The 18,432-nt window shown below is 35.7% G+C and carries 20 protein-coding genes and 9 tRNA genes; 8 read left to right on the top strand and 21 right to left on the bottom strand.

Annotated features, from left to right (window positions below; translation table 11 throughout):
- Positions 1 to 136: 136 nt before the first annotated feature.
- The 13 genes from rplL to LS65_RS08385 all read right to left on the bottom strand — a co-directional run bounded on the left by rplL (position 137) and on the right by LS65_RS08385 (position 5,075).
- Complete coding sequence (gene rplL, locus LS65_RS08445) at positions 137 to 514, bottom strand: 50S ribosomal protein L7/L12 (protein WP_034360434.1); 378 nt, start codon at positions 512 to 514, stop codon at positions 137 to 139.
- A 17-nt stretch (positions 515 to 531) separates the two neighbouring features.
- Positions 532 to 1,014, bottom strand: a complete 483-nt coding sequence (rplJ, locus tag LS65_RS08440) for a 50S ribosomal protein L10 (protein ID WP_034360437.1) — start codon at positions 1,012 to 1,014, stop codon at positions 532 to 534.
- 90 nt (positions 1,015 to 1,104) lie between these two features.
- Positions 1,105 to 1,809: a 50S ribosomal protein L1 gene (rplA, locus tag LS65_RS08435; RefSeq protein WP_034360439.1), complete on the bottom strand. Its 705-nt coding sequence runs from the start codon at positions 1,807 to 1,809 to the stop codon at positions 1,105 to 1,107.
- A gap of 22 nt (positions 1,810 to 1,831) precedes the next feature.
- Entirely contained in the window at positions 1,832 to 2,257 is a 426-nt protein-coding gene (gene rplK / locus LS65_RS08430; RefSeq protein ID WP_034360443.1) for a 50S ribosomal protein L11, read from the bottom strand.
- Between the two features lie 27 nt (positions 2,258 to 2,284).
- A complete protein-coding gene (nusG, locus tag LS65_RS08425; protein ID WP_034360446.1) occupies positions 2,285 to 2,800 on the bottom strand; it encodes a transcription termination/antitermination protein NusG in 516 nt (171 codons plus the stop codon).
- Between the two features lie 20 nt (positions 2,801 to 2,820).
- Entirely contained in the window at positions 2,821 to 3,000 is a 180-nt protein-coding gene (gene secE / locus LS65_RS08420; RefSeq protein ID WP_034361747.1) for a preprotein translocase subunit SecE, read from the bottom strand.
- A 38-nt stretch (positions 3,001 to 3,038) separates the two neighbouring features.
- A tRNA-Trp gene (locus tag LS65_RS08415) sits at positions 3,039 to 3,114 on the bottom strand.
- Between the two features lie 19 nt (positions 3,115 to 3,133).
- The gene (gene rpmG / locus LS65_RS08410; RefSeq protein ID WP_034360449.1) at positions 3,134 to 3,304 is read right to left on the bottom strand and encodes a 50S ribosomal protein L33; all 171 of its coding nucleotides are present in this window, start codon (positions 3,302 to 3,304) and stop codon (positions 3,134 to 3,136) included.
- Positions 3,305 to 3,318: 14 nt separating this feature from the next.
- The gene (tuf, locus tag LS65_RS08405; protein WP_034360452.1) at positions 3,319 to 4,518 is read right to left on the bottom strand and encodes an elongation factor Tu; all 1,200 of its coding nucleotides are present in this window, start codon (positions 4,516 to 4,518) and stop codon (positions 3,319 to 3,321) included.
- Between the two features lie 59 nt (positions 4,519 to 4,577).
- A tRNA-Thr gene (locus LS65_RS08400) sits at positions 4,578 to 4,652 on the bottom strand.
- A gap of 71 nt (positions 4,653 to 4,723) precedes the next feature.
- A tRNA-Gly gene (locus LS65_RS08395) sits at positions 4,724 to 4,800 on the bottom strand.
- A 57-nt stretch (positions 4,801 to 4,857) separates the two neighbouring features.
- Positions 4,858 to 4,942 (bottom strand) — tRNA-Tyr (locus LS65_RS08390).
- Between the two features lie 57 nt (positions 4,943 to 4,999).
- Positions 5,000 to 5,075: transfer RNA gene (locus tag LS65_RS08385), tRNA-Thr, on the bottom strand.
- Positions 5,076 to 5,318: 243 nt separating this feature from the next.
- Between LS65_RS08385 and LS65_RS08380 the strand changes: the two genes are divergently transcribed.
- Positions 5,319 to 6,437: an HNH endonuclease gene (locus tag LS65_RS08380; protein WP_052060948.1), complete on the top strand. Its 1,119-nt coding sequence runs from the start codon at positions 5,319 to 5,321 to the stop codon at positions 6,435 to 6,437.
- Between the two features lie 26 nt (positions 6,438 to 6,463).
- Here LS65_RS08380 and LS65_RS08375 read toward each other — a convergent pair.
- The 4 genes from LS65_RS08375 to LS65_RS08360 form a co-directional block, all read right to left on the bottom strand.
- Positions 6,464 to 6,551: transfer RNA gene (locus LS65_RS08375), tRNA-Ser, on the bottom strand.
- Positions 6,552 to 6,586: 35 nt separating this feature from the next.
- Positions 6,587 to 6,661 (bottom strand) — tRNA-Cys (locus LS65_RS08370).
- Between the two features lie 86 nt (positions 6,662 to 6,747).
- Positions 6,748 to 6,835: transfer RNA gene (locus LS65_RS08365), tRNA-Leu, on the bottom strand.
- Positions 6,836 to 6,917: 82 nt separating this feature from the next.
- Positions 6,918 to 6,992 (bottom strand) — tRNA-Gly (locus LS65_RS08360).
- Between the two features lie 228 nt (positions 6,993 to 7,220).
- Between LS65_RS08360 and LS65_RS08355 the strand changes: the two genes are divergently transcribed.
- The 6 genes from LS65_RS08355 (at position 7,221) to LS65_RS08330 (ending at position 13,478) form a co-directional block, all read left to right on the top strand.
- Positions 7,221 to 8,378, top strand: a complete 1,158-nt coding sequence (locus tag LS65_RS08355; RefSeq protein WP_034360455.1) for a succinyldiaminopimelate transaminase — start codon at positions 7,221 to 7,223, stop codon at positions 8,376 to 8,378.
- Positions 8,375 to 9,694 (top strand): UDP-N-acetylmuramate--L-alanine ligase, encoded by a 1,320-nt coding sequence (gene murC / locus LS65_RS08350; protein ID WP_034360458.1) that lies wholly within the window; start codon positions 8,375 to 8,377, stop codon positions 9,692 to 9,694. Before LS65_RS08355 ends, murC begins: the two co-directional genes overlap by 4 nt.
- A complete protein-coding gene (locus LS65_RS08345) occupies positions 9,694 to 10,137 on the top strand; it encodes a hypothetical protein (RefSeq protein WP_052060950.1) in 444 nt (147 codons plus the stop codon). Before murC ends, LS65_RS08345 begins: the two co-directional genes overlap by 1 nt.
- A 2-nt stretch (positions 10,138 to 10,139) precedes the next feature.
- Complete coding sequence (locus LS65_RS08340) at positions 10,140 to 12,374, top strand: endonuclease MutS2 (protein ID WP_034360461.1); 2,235 nt, start codon at positions 10,140 to 10,142, stop codon at positions 12,372 to 12,374.
- A gap of 68 nt (positions 12,375 to 12,442) precedes the next feature.
- Complete coding sequence (locus LS65_RS08335) at positions 12,443 to 13,171, top strand: hypothetical protein (RefSeq protein ID WP_034360464.1); 729 nt, start codon at positions 12,443 to 12,445, stop codon at positions 13,169 to 13,171.
- Between the two features lie 10 nt (positions 13,172 to 13,181).
- Positions 13,182 to 13,478 (top strand): DUF3240 family protein, encoded by a 297-nt coding sequence (locus tag LS65_RS08330; protein ID WP_052060952.1) that lies wholly within the window; start codon positions 13,182 to 13,184, stop codon positions 13,476 to 13,478.
- Positions 13,479 to 13,571: 93 nt separating this feature from the next.
- On the opposite strand, the gene pseC is transcribed toward LS65_RS08330, so the two are convergent.
- The 4 genes from pseC to accB are packed head-to-tail and all read right to left on the bottom strand — an operon-like array spanning position 13,572 to position 17,336.
- Positions 13,572 to 14,732, bottom strand: coding sequence for a UDP-4-amino-4,6-dideoxy-N-acetyl-beta-L-altrosamine transaminase (gene pseC / locus LS65_RS08325; protein ID WP_034360467.1), 1,161 nt, complete (start codon positions 14,730 to 14,732; stop codon positions 13,572 to 13,574).
- A 15-nt stretch (positions 14,733 to 14,747) separates the two neighbouring features.
- Positions 14,748 to 15,449 (bottom strand): V-type ATP synthase subunit I domain-containing protein, encoded by a 702-nt coding sequence (locus tag LS65_RS08320; RefSeq protein WP_034360470.1) that lies wholly within the window; start codon positions 15,447 to 15,449, stop codon positions 14,748 to 14,750.
- A gap of 39 nt (positions 15,450 to 15,488) precedes the next feature.
- Positions 15,489 to 16,856 carry an acetyl-CoA carboxylase biotin carboxylase subunit gene (locus LS65_RS08315; protein ID WP_034360473.1) on the bottom strand — a complete coding sequence of 456 codons (1,368 nt, stop codon included), beginning with the start codon at positions 16,854 to 16,856 and terminating at the stop codon, positions 15,489 to 15,491.
- A gap of 9 nt (positions 16,857 to 16,865) precedes the next feature.
- Positions 16,866 to 17,336, bottom strand: a complete 471-nt coding sequence (gene accB / locus LS65_RS08310; RefSeq protein WP_034360475.1) for an acetyl-CoA carboxylase biotin carboxyl carrier protein — start codon at positions 17,334 to 17,336, stop codon at positions 16,866 to 16,868.
- Positions 17,337 to 17,422: 86 nt separating this feature from the next.
- On the opposite strand from accB, the gene dcd reads away from it, so the two are divergent.
- Positions 17,423 to 17,989, top strand: coding sequence for a dCTP deaminase (dcd, locus tag LS65_RS08305; RefSeq protein ID WP_034360477.1), 567 nt, complete (start codon positions 17,423 to 17,425; stop codon positions 17,987 to 17,989).
- Positions 17,990 to 18,432 lie beyond the last annotated feature (443 nt).

Below are 18,432 nucleotides of genomic sequence, written 5' to 3'. Positions count from 1 at the left end.
TTGTTAAAAAGAGCAAAATACTCTAAAAAAACTAACGAAATTATAAAGCATTTTTACAATATTCTATAAATACAAAAAAGCCAAACCTTAAAATTTAAGATTTGGCAATTACAATTTAACGGGGAAATGTCAAAAATTATTTAATCTCGACTTTTGCTCCTGCTTCCTCAAGCTTTTTCTTGAAGTTTTCTGCATCTTCTTTGCTTACAGCTTCTTTCAATGTGCTTGGAGTCTGTTCAGTTGCATCTTTTGCTTCTTTTAAGCCTAAACCTGTAATTTCACGCACCGCTTTAATTACATTGATTTTATTAGAACCAGCATCAACAAGCACTACACTAAATTCAGTTTTTTCTTCTGCAGCAGCAGCTCCAGCACCACCAGCAGCAGCTCCAGCAACAATTGTTGGAGCTGCACTTACACCAAATTTTTCTTCAAAAGCTTTCACAAGTTCCGAAAGTTCCAATACAGAAAGATTCCCAATGTATTCCAATACATCTTCTTTAGAAATTGCCATTTTACACTCCTTTTATGTTAATTTTCTTCTTTTTGTTTTCTCAAGTTATCAAGCCCAGTAACAAAATAGCGAGCTGGTGCTGTCCATACAGACAGCAACATACCAATAAGCTCTTCTTTGCTTGGTAACTTAGAAACAGATGTGATGTGTTGAACATCAACTACTTTGCCTTCAAACACACCAACCTTAAGAACAAAATGCTCACTATGAGCATCTGCAAACTTACAAACAACTTTAGACAGTGCGATTTGATCATCTGCCCAAAGAAAAATATTTGTATCTTTAAGTTCCAAATCAGGATACTGCGCATTTTTAACTGCGATACTTGCCAAAGTATTTTTAACAACTTGCACTTTAATATTTGCAGCTCTTGCAGCACATCTTAACTTTTCAAGATGGCTTACTTGCAAACCTTTGTAATCGCATACAATAAAGGCTGAAGCCTGTTTAAATTCAGAACTCAAATATTCAACAATCTGAATCTTTTCTTGCTTAGTCATCTCTCCTCCTTTCAGCCCAAAACCTCACATAGGGTAGATTTTAAGCCTAAGCCCCTATATTCTTTGGTCTAAGATAAATAAATAAAATTATTATTTTGTATCCATAAGTTCTTGAGAATCAAGCTTAATTGCTGGACTCATCGTAAGTGATACACTGCTACTGCGAATATATTTACCCTTTGCAGAAGTAGGCTTGAGCTTATTGATAGCTCGCACAAGCTCAAGCATATTATCTACAATTTTATCTTCTTGAAAAGATGCTTTGCCAATGGGTGCGTGGATAATGCCTTTTTTATCAACTCTAAAATTGACTTGTCCACTTTTAGCGTTAGAAACTGCTTTCGCAACATCCATAGTAACTGTGCCCGTTTTTGGATTTGGCATTAAGCCTTTTGGTCCTAAAATACGTCCTACTTTACCTACAAGAGCCATCATATCAGGAGTAGCTATTACGATATCAAAGTTAATATTACCATTTTTGATTTCATCTGCTAAATCATCAGCTCCTACTACATTAGCTCCTGCATTTTTTGCTTCATCTGCCTTAATACCCTTTGCAAAAACAGCTACACGCACTTTTTTACCTGTTCCATGTGGTAAAACTACAGCACCACGTATCATTTGGTCAGCATGTCTAGGATCAACACCCAAGCATAATGCTACTTCAACAGTTTCATCAAATTTAGCTGAAGCTAAAGATTTTACTGCACTTACACCACTTTGCACATCATATATCTTTTGAGAATCTACCTTTGCTCGCAATGTTTGTAGTCTCTTTGCTATCTTCTTACCCATAAACAAACTCCATCAACATAATCTAATCTTGGATTTCAATACCCATACTTCTTGCACTTCCTGCCACAATTTTTCTTGCAGCTTCAAGATCTGAAGCATTGAGATCTTCCATTTTGGTTTGAGCAATTTCTTCAAGTTGCTTACTTGTTAATTTTCCAACTTTATTTTTTAGAGGATTGTCTGAACCTTTCGTAATCTTTGCCGCCTTTTTAATAAGGTCAGTTACTGGAGGTTTTTTGGTAATAAAAGTAAAGCTTTTATCCTGATAAATAGTAATAATAACAGGAATATTAAAATCACCCATATCCTTTGTTTTTTCATTAAACGCCTTACAAAACTCCATAATATTTACCCCTCTTTGTCCTAATGCTGGACCTACAGGAGGAGATGGATTTGCTTTCCCTGCTGGAATCTGTAATTTTAACTCACCAACAACTTTCTTACCCATTGTGCATTCCTTTCTTTTTTACAAAATTTAAATAATTTTTTCCACTTGTGAATACAAGATTTCAACAGGAGTATTACGCCCAAAAATAGAAACATTAAGCTTAAGCTTTTTATGTTCTAAGTCATATTCCTCTACTGTGCCTGTAAAATTTACAAATGGACCATCAATAATACGCACAACTTCACCTTGCTCAAATGAAATCTTTGGTTTTGGTGCGCTTGGATTCCTTACCTTTTCTAAGATTTTTGCAATATCAGCTTCACTTAAAGGTGTAGGCTTTTTGCTCTCACCTATAAAACGCCCTACTCTAGGCAAAGATTGAATCATATGCCAAAGTTTTGTATCTAAATCAACTTTAATAAACACATAACCTGGATACAAACTTCTATCTACAATCTTTTTCTTTGTTTCAATAATAGATTCTGTAGGCACAACTACCTCACCAAATCTATCTTGCATCTGATTTTGAATAATAAGATTGCGGATTGCCTCACCTACTGATTTTTCACTACCAGAATATGTTTGTATTGCATACCACTCCAAAGCTTCACCTCTTACAATATTTACAAAACAATCGACACAGAATGAAACAAAATCCAATCAACCAACGCCAAAAATAAAGTAACCACACTTACCACAATCAATACAGATACAAACGCATTACGAATCTGTTCTTTTGTAGGAAATATAACTTTTAATCGCTCTTCATTAGCACTTTGGAAATAGGTTTTTATTTTTTTAATCATTTGTATCTCTTTCTTACATTTTCACTACAGCTTTGTGGCAGGCCAGGAGGGACTCGAACCCCCAACACTCGGTTTTGGAGACCGACGCTCTACCATTGGAGCTACTGACCTATTAAGCTAGACCAAAAGTCTAGCTTTTAAGTTTTACTTCCTTGTGAATCGTGTGTTTATTCAAACGAGGAGAAAACTTCTTGAGCTCCAGTTTTTCTGTTTTTGTTTTTGCATTTTTGGTGGTGCTATAGTTAATATCACCACATTCCGAACACTTAAGTCCTATCTTAATAGTGTTTCCCTTTGCCATTTATAGAGCCTTTATTACTCAATAATTTTTGTTACAACACCTGAACCAACAGTTCTGCCACCCTCACGAATCGCAAAACGAGTTCCATCTTCAAGTGCTACAGGAGCAATAAGCTCTACTGTGATTTTTACATTATCACCAGGCATAACCATTTCTACACCACTTGGCAATTCAATAGAGCCAGTAACATCAGTTGTGCGCACATAGAATTGTGGTCGATAACCTTTAAAGAATGGTGTATGTCGCCCACCTTCATCTTTTGATAAAACATAAATTTCACCTTCAAATTTCTTATGTGGAGTGATTGAGCCAGGCTTACAAAGAACCATACCTCTTTCTACTTCTTCCTTTTTTGTTCCTCTCAATAAGATTCCAACATTATCTCCCGCTTCACCTTTGTCTAGTTCTTTTCTAAACATTTCAACACCTGTCACAGTTGTTTTCTGAGTATCGCGAAGACCTACTATTTCTACTTCATCACCTACTTGCACAACACCTCTTTCTACTCTCCCTGTTACAACCGTTCCACGACCAGCAATTGAGAATACATCTTCAACAGGCATAAGGAATGTTTTTTCAGTATCGCGTTGTGGAGTTGGGATATATCTATCAACTTCTTCCATTAACTTCAATACCTTTTCTCCCCATTCACCTACATTACCCGCTTTTGCTTCTTCAAGAGCTTTTAAAGCAGAACCTGCTACGATAGGAGTATCATCACCAGGGAAATCATATTGGCTAAGCAATTCACGCACTTCCATTTCTACAAGCTCGAGTAATTCTGCATCATCAACCATATCTTGTTTATTCAAGAATACTACGATGTAATGCACACCTACTTGTCGAGACAATAAGATATGCTCACGTGTTTGTGGCATAGGACCATCTGCAGCAGAAACCACAAGAATCGCTCCGTCCATTTGAGCCGCACCTGTAATCATATTTTTAACATAGTCAGCGTGTCCAGGACAATCTACGTGTGCATAGTGTCGATTTTCTGTCTCATACTCAATATGAGAAGTCGCAATTGTAATCCCTCTTTCTTTTTCCTCTGGCGCATTATCGATATTATCATAGTCTCTCAATTCTGCAAGACCTTTAGTTGCCAATACAGCAGAAATTGCCGCGCTCAAAGTTGTTTTACCATGATCTACGTGTCCAATTGTTCCCACATTTACGTGAGGTTTATTTTTCACAAACTTTTCTTTTGCCATTTTGTTCTCCTCAACTCAAAATTTATTTTAGAATCTTTGAAGATTCTACAACACATAACTGGAGCCCATAAGCGGGATTGAACCGCCGACCTCTTCCTTACCAAGGAAGTGCTCTGCCACTGAGCTATATGGGCAAACTTTTTGTTTAATAATTATGGAGAAAACCTTAACTCAAGAATTTGAAGAGAAGATTCAGCTCCCAGTATGGAGCGGGAAACGGGGCTCGAACCCGCGACCCTCAGCTTGGAAGGCTGATGCTCTAGCCAACTGAGCTATTCCCGCAAACTTATTAAAACTATTTTGACTACCACCTGTCATATTGATTCATTCAAAACAAAGTGGTGGTGAGTCGTGGATTCGAACCACGGAAGTCGGAGACAGCAGATTTACAGTCTGCCCTCGTTGGCCACTTGAGTAACTCACCAAAAATAATCACAAAACTGGTCAAACACTGAAAGCGATACCGCTAGAGTGCAAAAAATGGAGCTGGTTAAGGGACTTGAACCCCCGACCCTCTGCTTACAAGGCAGATGCTCTACCAACTGAGCTAAACCAGCACATAGAATAAAAAAGTTGCAATTATATAGATTTCATCTTGCTTTGTCAAGAGTAAAACACTCTAAAACTTGCCTTTGCCATTTTATTTTGCATTATTCAATAATGTTGTAAATTTTTATAGTTGTCCTTACGATTCTTAACATAGTTTTAACTTGTCTTATCACAACCAAAATGAGAATTAAACAAAAACAAAAATTATCCACTATAATGAGCGGTTTTATTTTTTATACTAAATATCAAAGATGTATAAACTGCAAAATTGGGGGAATGATGAAAAAAAAGAAGCAGAAGGACTTTTAGCTCTTGCAACAGTGATTGGAATAATACTGTATGAAAGTATGTTTTATATCATTTGTGGCATTTTGATTACAAGCATCTTATATCTTGCTTACCGGATTATTCTTGGTATTGTGTGTTATGAAAAAAGATACTCTGTATTTAAAAACGCTTTCAACAAACTCAAAAATGTTTTATTATCAGCATATTCCCAATGGTATTTTGAAAGCAAAGATTTCTTTGCAATAAAAAACAGAATAGTAAGCTACATACAAGATTGCAATGAATTAAATGCCCACATCAACGATTTAGAGACACATCTCAATGCAGCCAAAAGTGATTATGGGGAAGCTGTCTCGGTTGATACAAGCCTATACGACTACAAGAGACCATACCTCCTTTTAAACAAGGGAGAAAATACTTTTTACACAACCAATTTGAATCTTTATAGAAACGCGGAAATCCAGCCTTATAAATATTTTTGCAAATATTTCAATATAGACAAAGATGAAGCAACCCTAGCAGACTTTGAAGATACACTCAATGCTTTCTGTGCAATACAAGAAGGCAAATCCTTATTGGAAGCAGAAAAAAACAGAATCTTAGAAACTATGGGTAATGATATACCCAGCATAATCAAAACATATGCCCGTGAAAAACTTGAATACCAACTAGGTTTTGAAGAAGTTGGCTTTCATCAACTCTCTTATCCTATATTTACTTTTCAATATGTGAGTGCTGGTGGGCTTAGCTCGTTGGAATTTGAAATTCTTTTTGATGAAGAAGGGCTAGAACGATTTATTGTCTATCTCTCTAATGAAATCAAATATCTACAGAGCGCAAAATATCAACGAGCCTTAATGAGTAAAAAATTAAGAGAATATATCAAAAGGCGCGATAATTACACTTGTAGGTATTGCAAAAACTCAACACATATTGAAGCAAATCTCTTATTAGAAATAGACCATATCATACCATTGAGTAAGGGTGGATTAAGTATTGAAGAAAATTTACAAACACTTTGTTGGCGGTGCAATAGAAGCAAGGGAGCAAAAATCATTAACACATCATATCAAATGAATTAGATTAGTATTAATGAAGACGTCCATAGTGGCCGGGAGAGAGGGATTCGAACCCCCGGAGGTGTTACCCTCAACGGTTTTCAAGACCGCCGCTTTCAACCACTCAGCCATCTCCCGTAAAAAAATAATGAGGCAAATAAGTATGTATTGTTTGGAGGCGACACCCAGATTCGAACTGGGGAATCAAGGCTTTGCAGGCCCATGCCTTACCACTTGGCTATGTCGCCACTTTAAAATCCTGCATTAATAGAATCTTAAGCGAGTTATCCTACTTCTTTAATGCTCATATTAATTGAGGTGCCATTATTTAAGGTGGTGCCCGAGACCGGACTTGAACCGGTACAGACGCAATGTCCGAGGGATTTTAAGTCCCTTGTGTCTACCAATTTCACCACCCGGGCATCTGCATATTTTTGCTCTTAAAATAAGTGCAGTTTAATGCCAAAAACATATAGTTCTATATTAAGCTTTCACATTTATTTATGGAGCGGGAGACGGGGATCGAACCCGCGGCCCCAACCTTGGCAAGGTTGTGCTCTACCACTGAGCTACTCCCGCGTAAATATTGTTATGCGATAACTTTTAGGCGTATGATTTTATCAATGCTTGATAAAAAAATCAAGGGTAAAAAGCAAAATATAATCAAAAAATTATCATTTTACTATATAATCCGTGCAAATTAATAGAAAACATATCTATGCAACAATAAAACAAGATAACTTAAATGAACAAGACTTTCTATAAAATAAATTTTTAAGTAAATCAAAGTATTTTAAGGAGATTAATGTGCTTAACCAATTTGAAAGCTACCCCTTTGAAAAACTTCGTGTTCTGCTTGCTTACAGCTCTCCTCCGAGTAATGATGAGATTTTTACGCTCACTATTGGTGAGCCACAATTCCCCACGCCTCAAAATATTATAGAATCTTGGCAAAATAACGCTCCACTTCTCAATAAATACCCAAAATCAAGTGGTGAAGATGAACTTAAAGATGCCCAACTCAATTTTATCGACAAACGTTATAATCTCACCCTCACCACTAGCCAAATTATCCCCACTTTTGGCACAAGAGAAGTGCTTTTTAATTTTCCACAATTTTATCTTTTTGGCAAAGCAAATCCCACAATAGCCTATCCTAATCCATTCTATCAAATCTATGAAGGAGCAGCAATTGCTTCAAAATCACACATTATTCTTATGAATCTCACAGAGGATAATCACTTCACGCCCTCACTCACTCCACAAGAGTTGCAAAATGTAGATTTAGTCATTCTCAATTCACCAAATAATCCAACCGGCAGAGTGCTTCCCTTACAATCTCTTACAGAATGGGTAAAACAAGCACTTGAGTATAATTTTGTAATCATAAATGATGAATGTTATAGTGAAATTTATGAAAATACCCCTCCACCAAGTATCCTCCAAGCCTCAATACAAGCAAATAATCCTCAATTTAAAAATATTTTAGCACTTAATTCTATCTCTAAACGCTCCTCTGCTCCGGGATTACGTAGTGGCTTTGTCGCTGGTGATGAAGAGATTCTAAAATCGTATAATCTCTATCGCACTTATTTGGGCTGTGCGCTTCCTTTACCTTTGCAAAAAGCCGCTGCAGTTGCGTGGAATGATATGCAAACTCCTGAATCTATCCGTCACATTTATGCAAAAAATCTTGCTTTAGCGCGTGAAATTTTAGAACTCAATGAAGCACAAATTGCCCCATATACTTTTTATGTATGGCTTAAGGTAGATAATGATGAAAGATTCTGCAAATTTGCTTATGAAAAAATGGGGGTGCTTACACTACCCGGAAGCTACCTTGGTAGAGAATCTCAAGGCAAAGACTATGTAAGAATTGCCCTTGTTTATGATAATGAAACCACCAAAAGAGCTTTGTTTGCCCTAAAAAAAGCTATACAACTTTACAAGGAGGAATATGTATGAAAATACATTTTATAGGCATTGGTGGCATTGGTATCTCAGGCTTAGCAAAATATCTCCACTCTCAAGGTATAGATATTAGTGGCTCTGATATTGCAGAGGGAAGTGCCACAAAATATCTCCGTGCTCAAGGAGTGGAAATCAATATCCCTCATAGTGCAACAGCCATTACCAACCAAGATTTAGTGATACATTCAGCCATTATTAAACCAGACAACATTGAAGTGCAAGAAGCGATAAAAAAAGGCATTAAAGTCCTTTCACGCAAAGAAGCTATTGCCTCTATCCTCAAAGAAAAACGTGTCTTTAGTGTATGTGGCGCACACGGCAAATCTACCACAAGTGCGATTTTAAGTGCAATTTTTCCACAATTTGGTGCAATTATCGGTGCAGATTCTAAAGAGTTTGGCTCAAATGTGCGTGAAGCAAAAAGTGAAAGCATCATCTTTGAAGCCGATGAATCTGATAAAAGCTTTTTAAATTCAAATCCTTATTATGCGATTATCCCAAATGCAGAGCCAGAACATATGGAGAGCTACAATCACGATTTAAATGAATTTTATGGTGCTTATACGCAATTTATCCATACAGCCAAAAAATGTATTTTTAACCTAAGCGACCCATTTTTGCAAAGTCTCACAGACATACCTGCTATTACACTTAATCCAAAAGCAGATATTAAAAACATATCCTTTAGCCTCCATAATGATGAGCCACAAACAACTTTTAGCTTAAAAAATTATGGAGAATTTAGTGTGTGGGGCTTTGGAGAACATATGGCACAAAATGCAAGTTTAGCGATTTTGTGTGCAATCGAAGAGCTTGGCACTACATCACTAACAATAATAAAACAAAATCTTCAACATTTTAAAGGCATTAAAAAACGTTTTGATATTTTGACAAAAGGTGCAACAACAATTATTGATGACTACGCACATCACCCAACAGAAATCCTTGCCACACTCAAAAGTGTAGCGATTTATAACTCACTCAAACCGCATAATAAAGTCATTGCCATTTGGCAACCTCATAAATATTCGCGTGTGCTTGACAATCTCCAAGCATTTGTGGATTGCTTTGATAACCTTTGCGATGAACTTGTGATTTTGCCTGTTTGGAAAGCAGGTGAAGCACATATAGACATTGATTTTGCCTTACTTTTTGCACAATATAACCCCACCTTTGCAACACATCTTAAGGTTAAAGATTCTAAAGTATATCTCTATGATAAAGAAAATCTCATCAAAACTTTGCAAGATGCACTTATTATAGGACTTGGTGCAGGAGATATTACATATCAATTACGAGGAGAAAAATAATGGGTTATCTTATCTTTTTGCTAATATTACTCCTTTTGGTTTTTATTTTTGTGCTTCTTTCCAAATACAAAGAACAAATTTCACGCAAAAGTAAAATCATCATTGGTATATGTTTTTTAACACTTGCTGGACTTATTGGCATTTATAATATCTTACAAGAAAATGAAAGCGAGAAACTTAATGCTCTAAAAAGTGCATTTTTACGCGAGAAACCTATTGAATGTAAATATCAAGGAAAAGATATGATTGTTAGTGCAAAAGATTTTAACCTAAGCAATGGAACGATGAGCTTTCAAGGTAAAAGTAATGCATCCTTTTCGCATATCGTTATTCCTTTACAAGATTGTGTGCTTAAAGAGCAAAATACAGAATCGAGCCCAAAAATACAGGAAAATAACAATCAAGATTTACAAAAAAATCAAAATCCCTCAATGCAAGATTAATAATGCCTACACAAGAGTATCGCACACTTATTTCTAGGCTTGATTTATCTACTTTTTTAGAGTCTTTTCAAAGCCATTTTGCGCGTGAAAAAAGCTTTATTTTTAATGGTGATAGACTTTTTTATACCAAAATCTTACAAGAGCTTAATAATACGCCCTTATCTGCTCCACCAAAGATTGCCTCGCTTGATATGCCATTATTGCATTTAAAAAAAAGTGGCATTTTAAATTTGGAGCAAATTTTTTCTTTTATTCAACTTGTGCGCTATTTTCTTTATCTCAAAGGACACATTTTAGAATCTACACCTCACACCAAAATATGGCTTGATAAAATTAGCATTCCTCAATCTTTATGCGATATGGAAGATATTTTTAACCAAAAGGGTGAGCTAAAAGAAGGTATTTATCCAGAAATTGATGCACTTAAATCTCATATTAAACAAAATAAAATCCATATAGATGAGCAAATGAAAAAGATTCTACACTCTAATGCTATATCACCTTATCTTGTGAATCATAATGTGCATTATATCAATGAACACGAATGCTTATTGCTTAAAGCCGGATATACTCAAGTTATCAGTGGTATGGTGCTCGAACGCTCACATAATGGCTTTTTTTATCTCTTGCCAGATTCCATTATCACGCTTAAAGAGAGACAAAACACACTCAAAGATAGCTTGCAAGAAAGCTTATACAAGCTTTGTGCTGCTCTATGTGTGACCTTACATAAACATATCCCTTTTTTGACTTTTCTTAATCACGCTTTTGATACCTTTGACCATATTTATGCGCGGTTAAGCTTTGCTAAAACTTATAATCTCTCCTTTATCTATCAGCTCAATAAACAAAAAAATATTATCTTGCACGAATTTTCCCACCCAACCTTAGCCAATCCAAAACCCATTAGTTTAGAGTTTAATGCCCAAACCTTAATGATTACCGGTGTGAATGCAGGAGGAAAAACCATACTTCTAAAATCACTTCTTAGCGCGTGTTTTCTCACTAAATTTCTCATTCCTCTTAAAATCAACGCTCATCGCTCGCAAATTCCATATTTTAAGCATATTGTAGCTATTATCTCTGACCCTCAAAATAGCAAAAATGATATTTCAACCTTTGCAGGAAGAATGCTTGAATTTAAGGAGATTCTAAACACAGAACATCTCCTGCTTGGTATCGATGAAATCGAGCTAGGCACAGATGCGGACGAAGCGGCGAGTCTCTACAAGGTGCTTTTAGAGTATATAATGGTAAATGGCGCACATATTGTGCTTACCACACATCACAAACATCTTGCGGCACTTATGGCACACAATCCCAAAGTCCAGCTCTGTGCTGCAATGTATGATATACAAAGCCAAAAACCACTCTTTAGTTTTCTTGAAGGTAGCATTGGTAAAAGCTATGCGTTTGAAAGCGCACAAAGATATGGAGTCCCACATACACTTATCCAACGCGCAAAAGAAGTGTATGGTGAAGATAAAGAACGATTAAATGAGCTTATTGAACGTTCAAGTGAGCTAGAAATTGCGCTTTCAAATAAACGCACAGAGCTAGATTCGCTCATAAAAAATTATGAAAACAAGATTCAATCACTTAAAGAACAAGAAGAAACTCAAAGAGAATCTTTTCTCAAGTTACAACATCATCTAGAATCCACCTATCAAAACGCCACACAAACACTTAAAAACGCTCTCAAAGCAAAAGAATCTAAAGACATACACAAGGCTTTTAACAAAGCTCATCATATTTTGCAAGATAAAATCACGCCAGAACCTCCCAAATTAGAAGATTCACAAACTTTCAAAGTTGGCGATAGGGTAAAATATAAAAGCACAAGAGGCAAAATCATAAGCATAAAGGGTGCAATGTGCTTTATTGAGCTTGACAATGGTGTGAAACTGAAAGAAAAGCTTGCTTTGCTTAAATCGTTAGGCACAGCTCCTACTACACCTGCACCCAAAAGCACTATCACATTGACACAGACTAAAAATGTGGGTGTAAGCTGTGATTTGCACGGAATGCGTGGAGAAGAGGCAATAGAAAAACTTGATGAATTTTTATCAAACGCACTCATTGCAGGATATGATGAAGTGCTTGTATATCACGGCATTGGCAGTGGAATCTTAAGCAAACTTGTGCGAGATTATCTCCTTACTCACCCCAAGATTCTCTCTTTTAGCGATGCTCCAGCAAATATGGGTGGCTTTGGAGCAAAAATTATAAAGCTATAAATTCAAATAAAATTTAAATTTTTTCGCTATAATCACTCCTTAATTTTAGATTCAAATAAGGAGCAGAAATGTCTTTATTTCGTGTAAATATGCCACCTATTCCCGATGATGTTCAAATTCATAATATTGCTGATACACCCACTCTTAAACGCGCTAAATATTTGATGATTATCCCTATATTTCTTAAGATCATTAGCTTTTTGATTGTTGTTTCTACGATGTCTATTAATCCTGTTACGCAAGAGGTAGAGATTTCGCCAACAAATACGATTATTATCAACATTCTTGGCTTTTGTTGCATTATCTGTATGTTTCTTTCATATTTTTATCTCTCTAAATTAAGTCTAAGAAGACGCATTTTTAATCTCTATCTTGCATATTTTGGCATTATTTTGCTTATGGGTGTAGTTGCAGCATTTGCAAATATAATAGGAAATTTTATTTTACTTGTTGTTTTTATTGGCTGTATCATTATTTGCTATATTTTATGGCAAATGGGTAAAGAGTTAAGCTTTATTTTAAATAGCCCTTATTTTTTTAAAGGCATTAAACTAGCACTTATTGGAGGAATTATAGTTGGCATAACATCTTTTATTATTGCAGTTATTTATGCAGCTGTACTAGGAAATTTAGATGCGCTTTCTCCTTTTGCTAACATCATACTTTTAATAACTGTGCTTATTTTCTTTGCTGCGTGTATTACAGCTCTTGCAGGAAGTATTTTTTATTTGATAGGTATTTTTAAAATTAATCAAGTTATCACTTATGGTGAGCAAACACCTAATCTCATTTCATAAAGTTTGACGAATGAAACAAGACATATTAAATGTTGATATTTACTTTAAAGTCGAGCTTAAAGATGCTATGGTTGATATGCTTTTAGAAGATGGATATGATGACTTTTTTTATATTAGTTGCGAAAAATATGCCTCAAGCTCACTCCTTAAAAGTGCTGCGGAGCAAGTCAGCGGTAGGCAAGAGTATGGTATTTTTAGAATCCTACTCACTGAAGAAAAAGCTCATTTTATTATCAATAAACTTTTTCAAGCTTTTGGTAAAGATGATATAAGAATCTACACACATACACTTACTTCCATTTCATAACCTTTACCACAAACTACTCTAAATTTATAAACTTACCAAAATAACAAAAATTTGATAGAGATTAAGTCTAAAATATTTAAATTTGAAAAAGACTTACCCTTGACATACCTTGCAAACAATATCAACAATTTCCTTTGCTTGTCCTTTGCTCAAAGACTGATGACAAGGAATAGAAATTTCAGAAAGATAGAATCTATTAGCATTTAGTAAAGACATCTCACCAAAAAGTCTTTTATACAATTCAAACTGATAAATAGGCTTATAATGCACCTGCACACCCAAACCACGCTCTTGCAAAGTGCTAAAAATAATTTCTTTCTGAGAGTGTAAATGTGGAGCGAGTAAAAGAGGGTAGAGATGATGTGAGCTAACAATATGTGAATCTATTGAGATAGCCATAAAGTTAGCATTATCCTTAAACGCCTCATCATAAAAAAGCGCGATTTCGTGGCGACTAGCAATAAAACGATTAATTTTTTTTATTTGGCTAAGCCCAAGTGCCGCACCAAGCTCACTTAAGCGAAAATTCATACCTGCAAGGAAGCAATCATATTTCCACAAAGTTTCTTTCTCTACGCCGTGTGAAAGCAAAAGCCTTGCATAATGAGCTAGTTCCTCATCATTAGTAAGTAATGCCCCACCCTCTGCAGTTGTAATGGGCTTAACTGCGTGAAAGCTAAAAATTGTCGCATCAGCAAGTGAGCCTATAGGCTTACCCTTATAGCTTCCACCAAAAGAATGAGAACTATCTGAAAAGAGCAAAAGATTATGTGCTTTTGCCAAAGTGTGTAAAGATTCTATCTCTACGCTTTTTCCGGCATAATCCACACTCACAATAGCTTTAATATGCGCTTTTTTTGGGTGCAAGGCAAGTATATGCACTAAGGCATTTTCATCAATATTGCCATCATCTTTTACATCACAAAAAATCGGCTTAATTCCCCATTGGAGCATCATATTAGTCGTAGCAACAAAACTTATAGGAGTCGTAACAAAATATATCTCCTCTGTATTGCGGGTATTATAAGGCTGTGCAAAAGTAGGAAAATATTTATACATAAATGCGCCATAGAGCGCATAGAGAGCCGATGTTGCAGAATTAAAACTTATAGCATAAGAAACATTACATTTTTCACACAAGGCAGATTCAAAAGCTTTTGTCATCTTACCTTGCGTAAGATGAGATGAACGCAACGCAGAGCAAAGCGCATCTACATCATCTTGCTCAATAAGTTGTGTGCTATAAGGAATCATAAAAGGAAAAACCTATTAGGCTAGAAGCTCTTGCACTCGCTGATTATTTAATTTTTCTGTATTATGTGATGTGCGGAAAAGTGAGCCAAACTTCTTAAGGAAAGAACCATTAGTTTCTTCCATATTTGTATCTTTAGCACTCACACTATTTTGAGCAATTTTATTAGTGCTCTCTTGCGCTTGTTTTTGTAAAGTCTGAATCGCATCTTTAACCTGTGTCTGCTGCTCTGTTACAATGCTGTAAAATTTTTGTGCGTCTGTATTAAGCAGCTTTGTATTAAGCTTTTGAGCATCAAAAATAACTTGTTCTTTGTTATCCTTAATATTTTTACTAAAAACATTATTCCCTTCAAATGTTGCATTCTTAAGAGTGGATTCTATATTTTTTTTCAATGCGCCTATCTCTTCTTTGATTTCGTCCTGCTCTGCTTTATCAAAAGTTTCTTTCATTTCTTCAGAGAGATTAGCAATCTTTTTCGCATCGGCTTCTATCACTTGGAGAGATTTTTGAGCGATTTGTAATTTACCAATATCACTATTTAACCTTTTCACATCTTGTGCAAATGGATTATTTTTAATCTCACTTGTATCTGTGTTCTGTCCTGCGCTTAATTTAGGGGCTTTTTTTTGTGAAGTTTGAGCTTGTTTTGTTTCTTTTGTTCCTTGTTTTTTAAGCTCTTCTTGAGCAATATTTTGTGTTGTATTACTAATTTTCATTACTCACTCCTTAATAAATAAAATAACCCCGATTCTTGCCTATTGCCCTAAATCAAGCATATTTTGTTCCAAATATTTTGTGTGAATATTTGATGCAAGAAAGTCTTGATTTTTCATCATTGTGATATGAAAAGGAATTGTTGTCTTAATCCCTTCAATACAAAATTCTTTCAAGGCTCTATGCATACGATTTATGGCTTGTTGGCGATTTTCTCCCCATACAATCAACTTCCCAATCATAGAATCATAGTGCATAGGCACGACATATCCTCCATAAGCGTGTGTATCAAGGCGCACATTTGCTCCGCCGGGTGCTACCCATTTTGTGATTTTTCCCGGACAAGGATAGAATTTTTCAGGGTCTTCAGCAGTAATTCTGCATTCAATAGAATGTCCTTTAAAACTAATGCTTTCTTGACTAGGAAGCTTTTCACCCTCTGCAATGCGTATCATCCATTCTACCAAATCAAGCCCACTCACCATTTCACTCACGGTATGCTCAACTTGCAAACGCGTATTCATCTCCATAAAATAAAAATCCTCATAATTTGCATCAAGCAAAAATTCAAAAGTCCCAGCTCCCACATACTTAATGTGCTGTGCAGCCTTTACTGCTGTTTCTAGCAATTTTTGACGCACTTCAGGTTTAAGCACTACCGCTGGTGATTCTTCAATAAGTTTTTGCTGTCGCCTTTGTGCCGAACAATCACGCTCACCAATATGCAAAACATTGCCGTGCTTATCTGCGAGAATCTGCACTTCAATATGTTTAGGATTACGAATAAATTTCTCCATATAAATTGTGCCATCGCCAAATGCACTTACCGCTTCAGATTCTGCAGCCAGATAGAGATTTTTTAACATTTCGGGCTTTTCAACTACACGCATACCTCTTCCGCCACCACCTGCTGCAGCCTTTAATATCACAGGATAACCAATCTCATCAGCAATTTTTTGTGCTTCTTTATAATCCTTTAAAGCTCCATCACTTCCTAAAATTACAGGCACTCCAGCTTCTTTCATCACATCTTTTGCTTTTGATTTATCACTCATAAGCACCATAACTTCAGCTGTTGGACCAATAAATTCTATCCCGTGATGAGAACAAATCTCCACAAAATTTTGATTTTCACTCAAAAATCCATAGCCCGGAAAAATTGCATCAACCTTGAGAAGTTCGGCTGCACTCATAATAGCAGGAATATTCAGGTAACTTTCATTTGATTTATCCCCACCCACACAGATTTTCGCATCAGCTACATCAAGATAATACACATCTTTATCAGCAGTAGAATAAATTGCTATGGCTTCTTTACCCATTTCTTGGATTGTCCTAATAGCGCGTAGTGTGATTTCGCCACGATTTGCGATTAGAATCTTTTGTATATTTCGTTGTTTGACACTCATTATTTTACCTTAGAGTTTAGCGACTTTAATAAGATTTGTGCCATATTCCACAGGTTGCCCATCATTAACTTCAATGGCAACAATTTTACAATCAAAGTCCGCTTCGATTTCATTCATAATCTTCATTGCTTCGATGATACCCACCGTTTGCCCTTTTTTCACTACATCACCTACATTAACATAAGGTGCTGCACCCGGACTTGGAGAGCGATAAAATGTCCCAACCATTGGTGAGGTAACAAAATCTCCACTCATATCTTTATCTTTTGATACGCTAGGCACAGAAGCAGCCACTTCAGGAACCGCTGGAGTTACTACTGCTGGAGCAATTTGTGCTGCAACTTGAGGAGTAGTTTGCACGACATTACACGCTCCAGCTTTTTGTAATTTAAGCTCAAAACCCTCTTGCTTCACGCTAAACTTTGCTATATTGCTATTATCGAAAAGTTCCATAATCTTTTTGATTTCTTGCAGATTCATTATTACACCTTTGAAGTGAAATTTAGTCTGCTATAATAACACGATTTTTTTAAAAAAACAAAAATTTTTTAAAAGTGAGGTTCATTGTGGGATTAAAGTCAGATACTTGGATTAAAGAAATGAGCAAAAAAGGTATGATTGAGCCATTTTGTGAAAAGCAAATAGGTAAAAATAGTGTAAGTTTTGGGTTATCAAGCTATGGTTATGATATTCGCGTAGGAAGTGAATTTATGATTTTTACAAATATTGGAGCAACACTTGTTGATCCCAAATCCTTTGATGAACGCAATGTCGTAGAAATAGACGCTAAAGATGAGGGATTCTGTCTTGTCCCACCAAATTCTTTTGCCCTAGCACGCACGATTGAGTATTTTAGAATCCCGCGCAATGTATTAGCAATTTGTCTTGGAAAAAGCACCTATGCACGATGTGGCATTATCGTAAATGTTACCCCTTTTGAGCCAGAGTTTGAGGGGCATATCACTATTGAAATTAGCAATACCACGCCACTTCCAGCTAAAATTTATGCAAATGAGGGCATTGCTCAAGTGCTTTTTTTAGAAGGAGATGAGCCTTGTGAGGTAAGCTACAAAGATAAAAAAGGCAAATACCAAGGGCAAAGAGGCATTACTCTGCCTAAGGTTATGAAATAATAGTACTCCTATCTCAAAGGCTTTTTCAAAATTTGATTTTGCTTAAAAATACACTGAGTTGAGTATAACCTTTGAGAATCTACACATTTCATTTATTTTGTGTTAAATAGTAACATAATCTATAAGATTCCCTATACTTGAGCGTATTTTGAGACATTCATATTTTTTTGTATCAAATCGTAATATTTTATTTTAAGATTCTCTAGGGGTAAGAGAAATTGCGTAACTCCTTATCTTGAAATAAAATCCTTTAGCAAAAAGTAACAATTCATTAATAATACTCTATATTTAAATTTATAGAGTGCCTATAAAAATTTAAGTTTTATTTTATTTTTTTACATTAGAATACTCATTGTTCTTAAAAAATATTTCTTTAAGAACAATGAATTTTTAATAAAGGGGTTCATTATGAAATTTGGTTTATCGATAGTTTTATCATTGGG

This window comes from Helicobacter japonicus (assembly GCF_000762845.2).
In the GTDB taxonomy this organism is placed as follows: domain Bacteria; phylum Campylobacterota; class Campylobacteria; order Campylobacterales; family Helicobacteraceae; genus Helicobacter_C; species Helicobacter_C japonicus.
The sequence above is the reverse complement of the archived record's forward strand: the minus strand, read 5'-3'. Positions and strand labels throughout refer to the sequence as shown.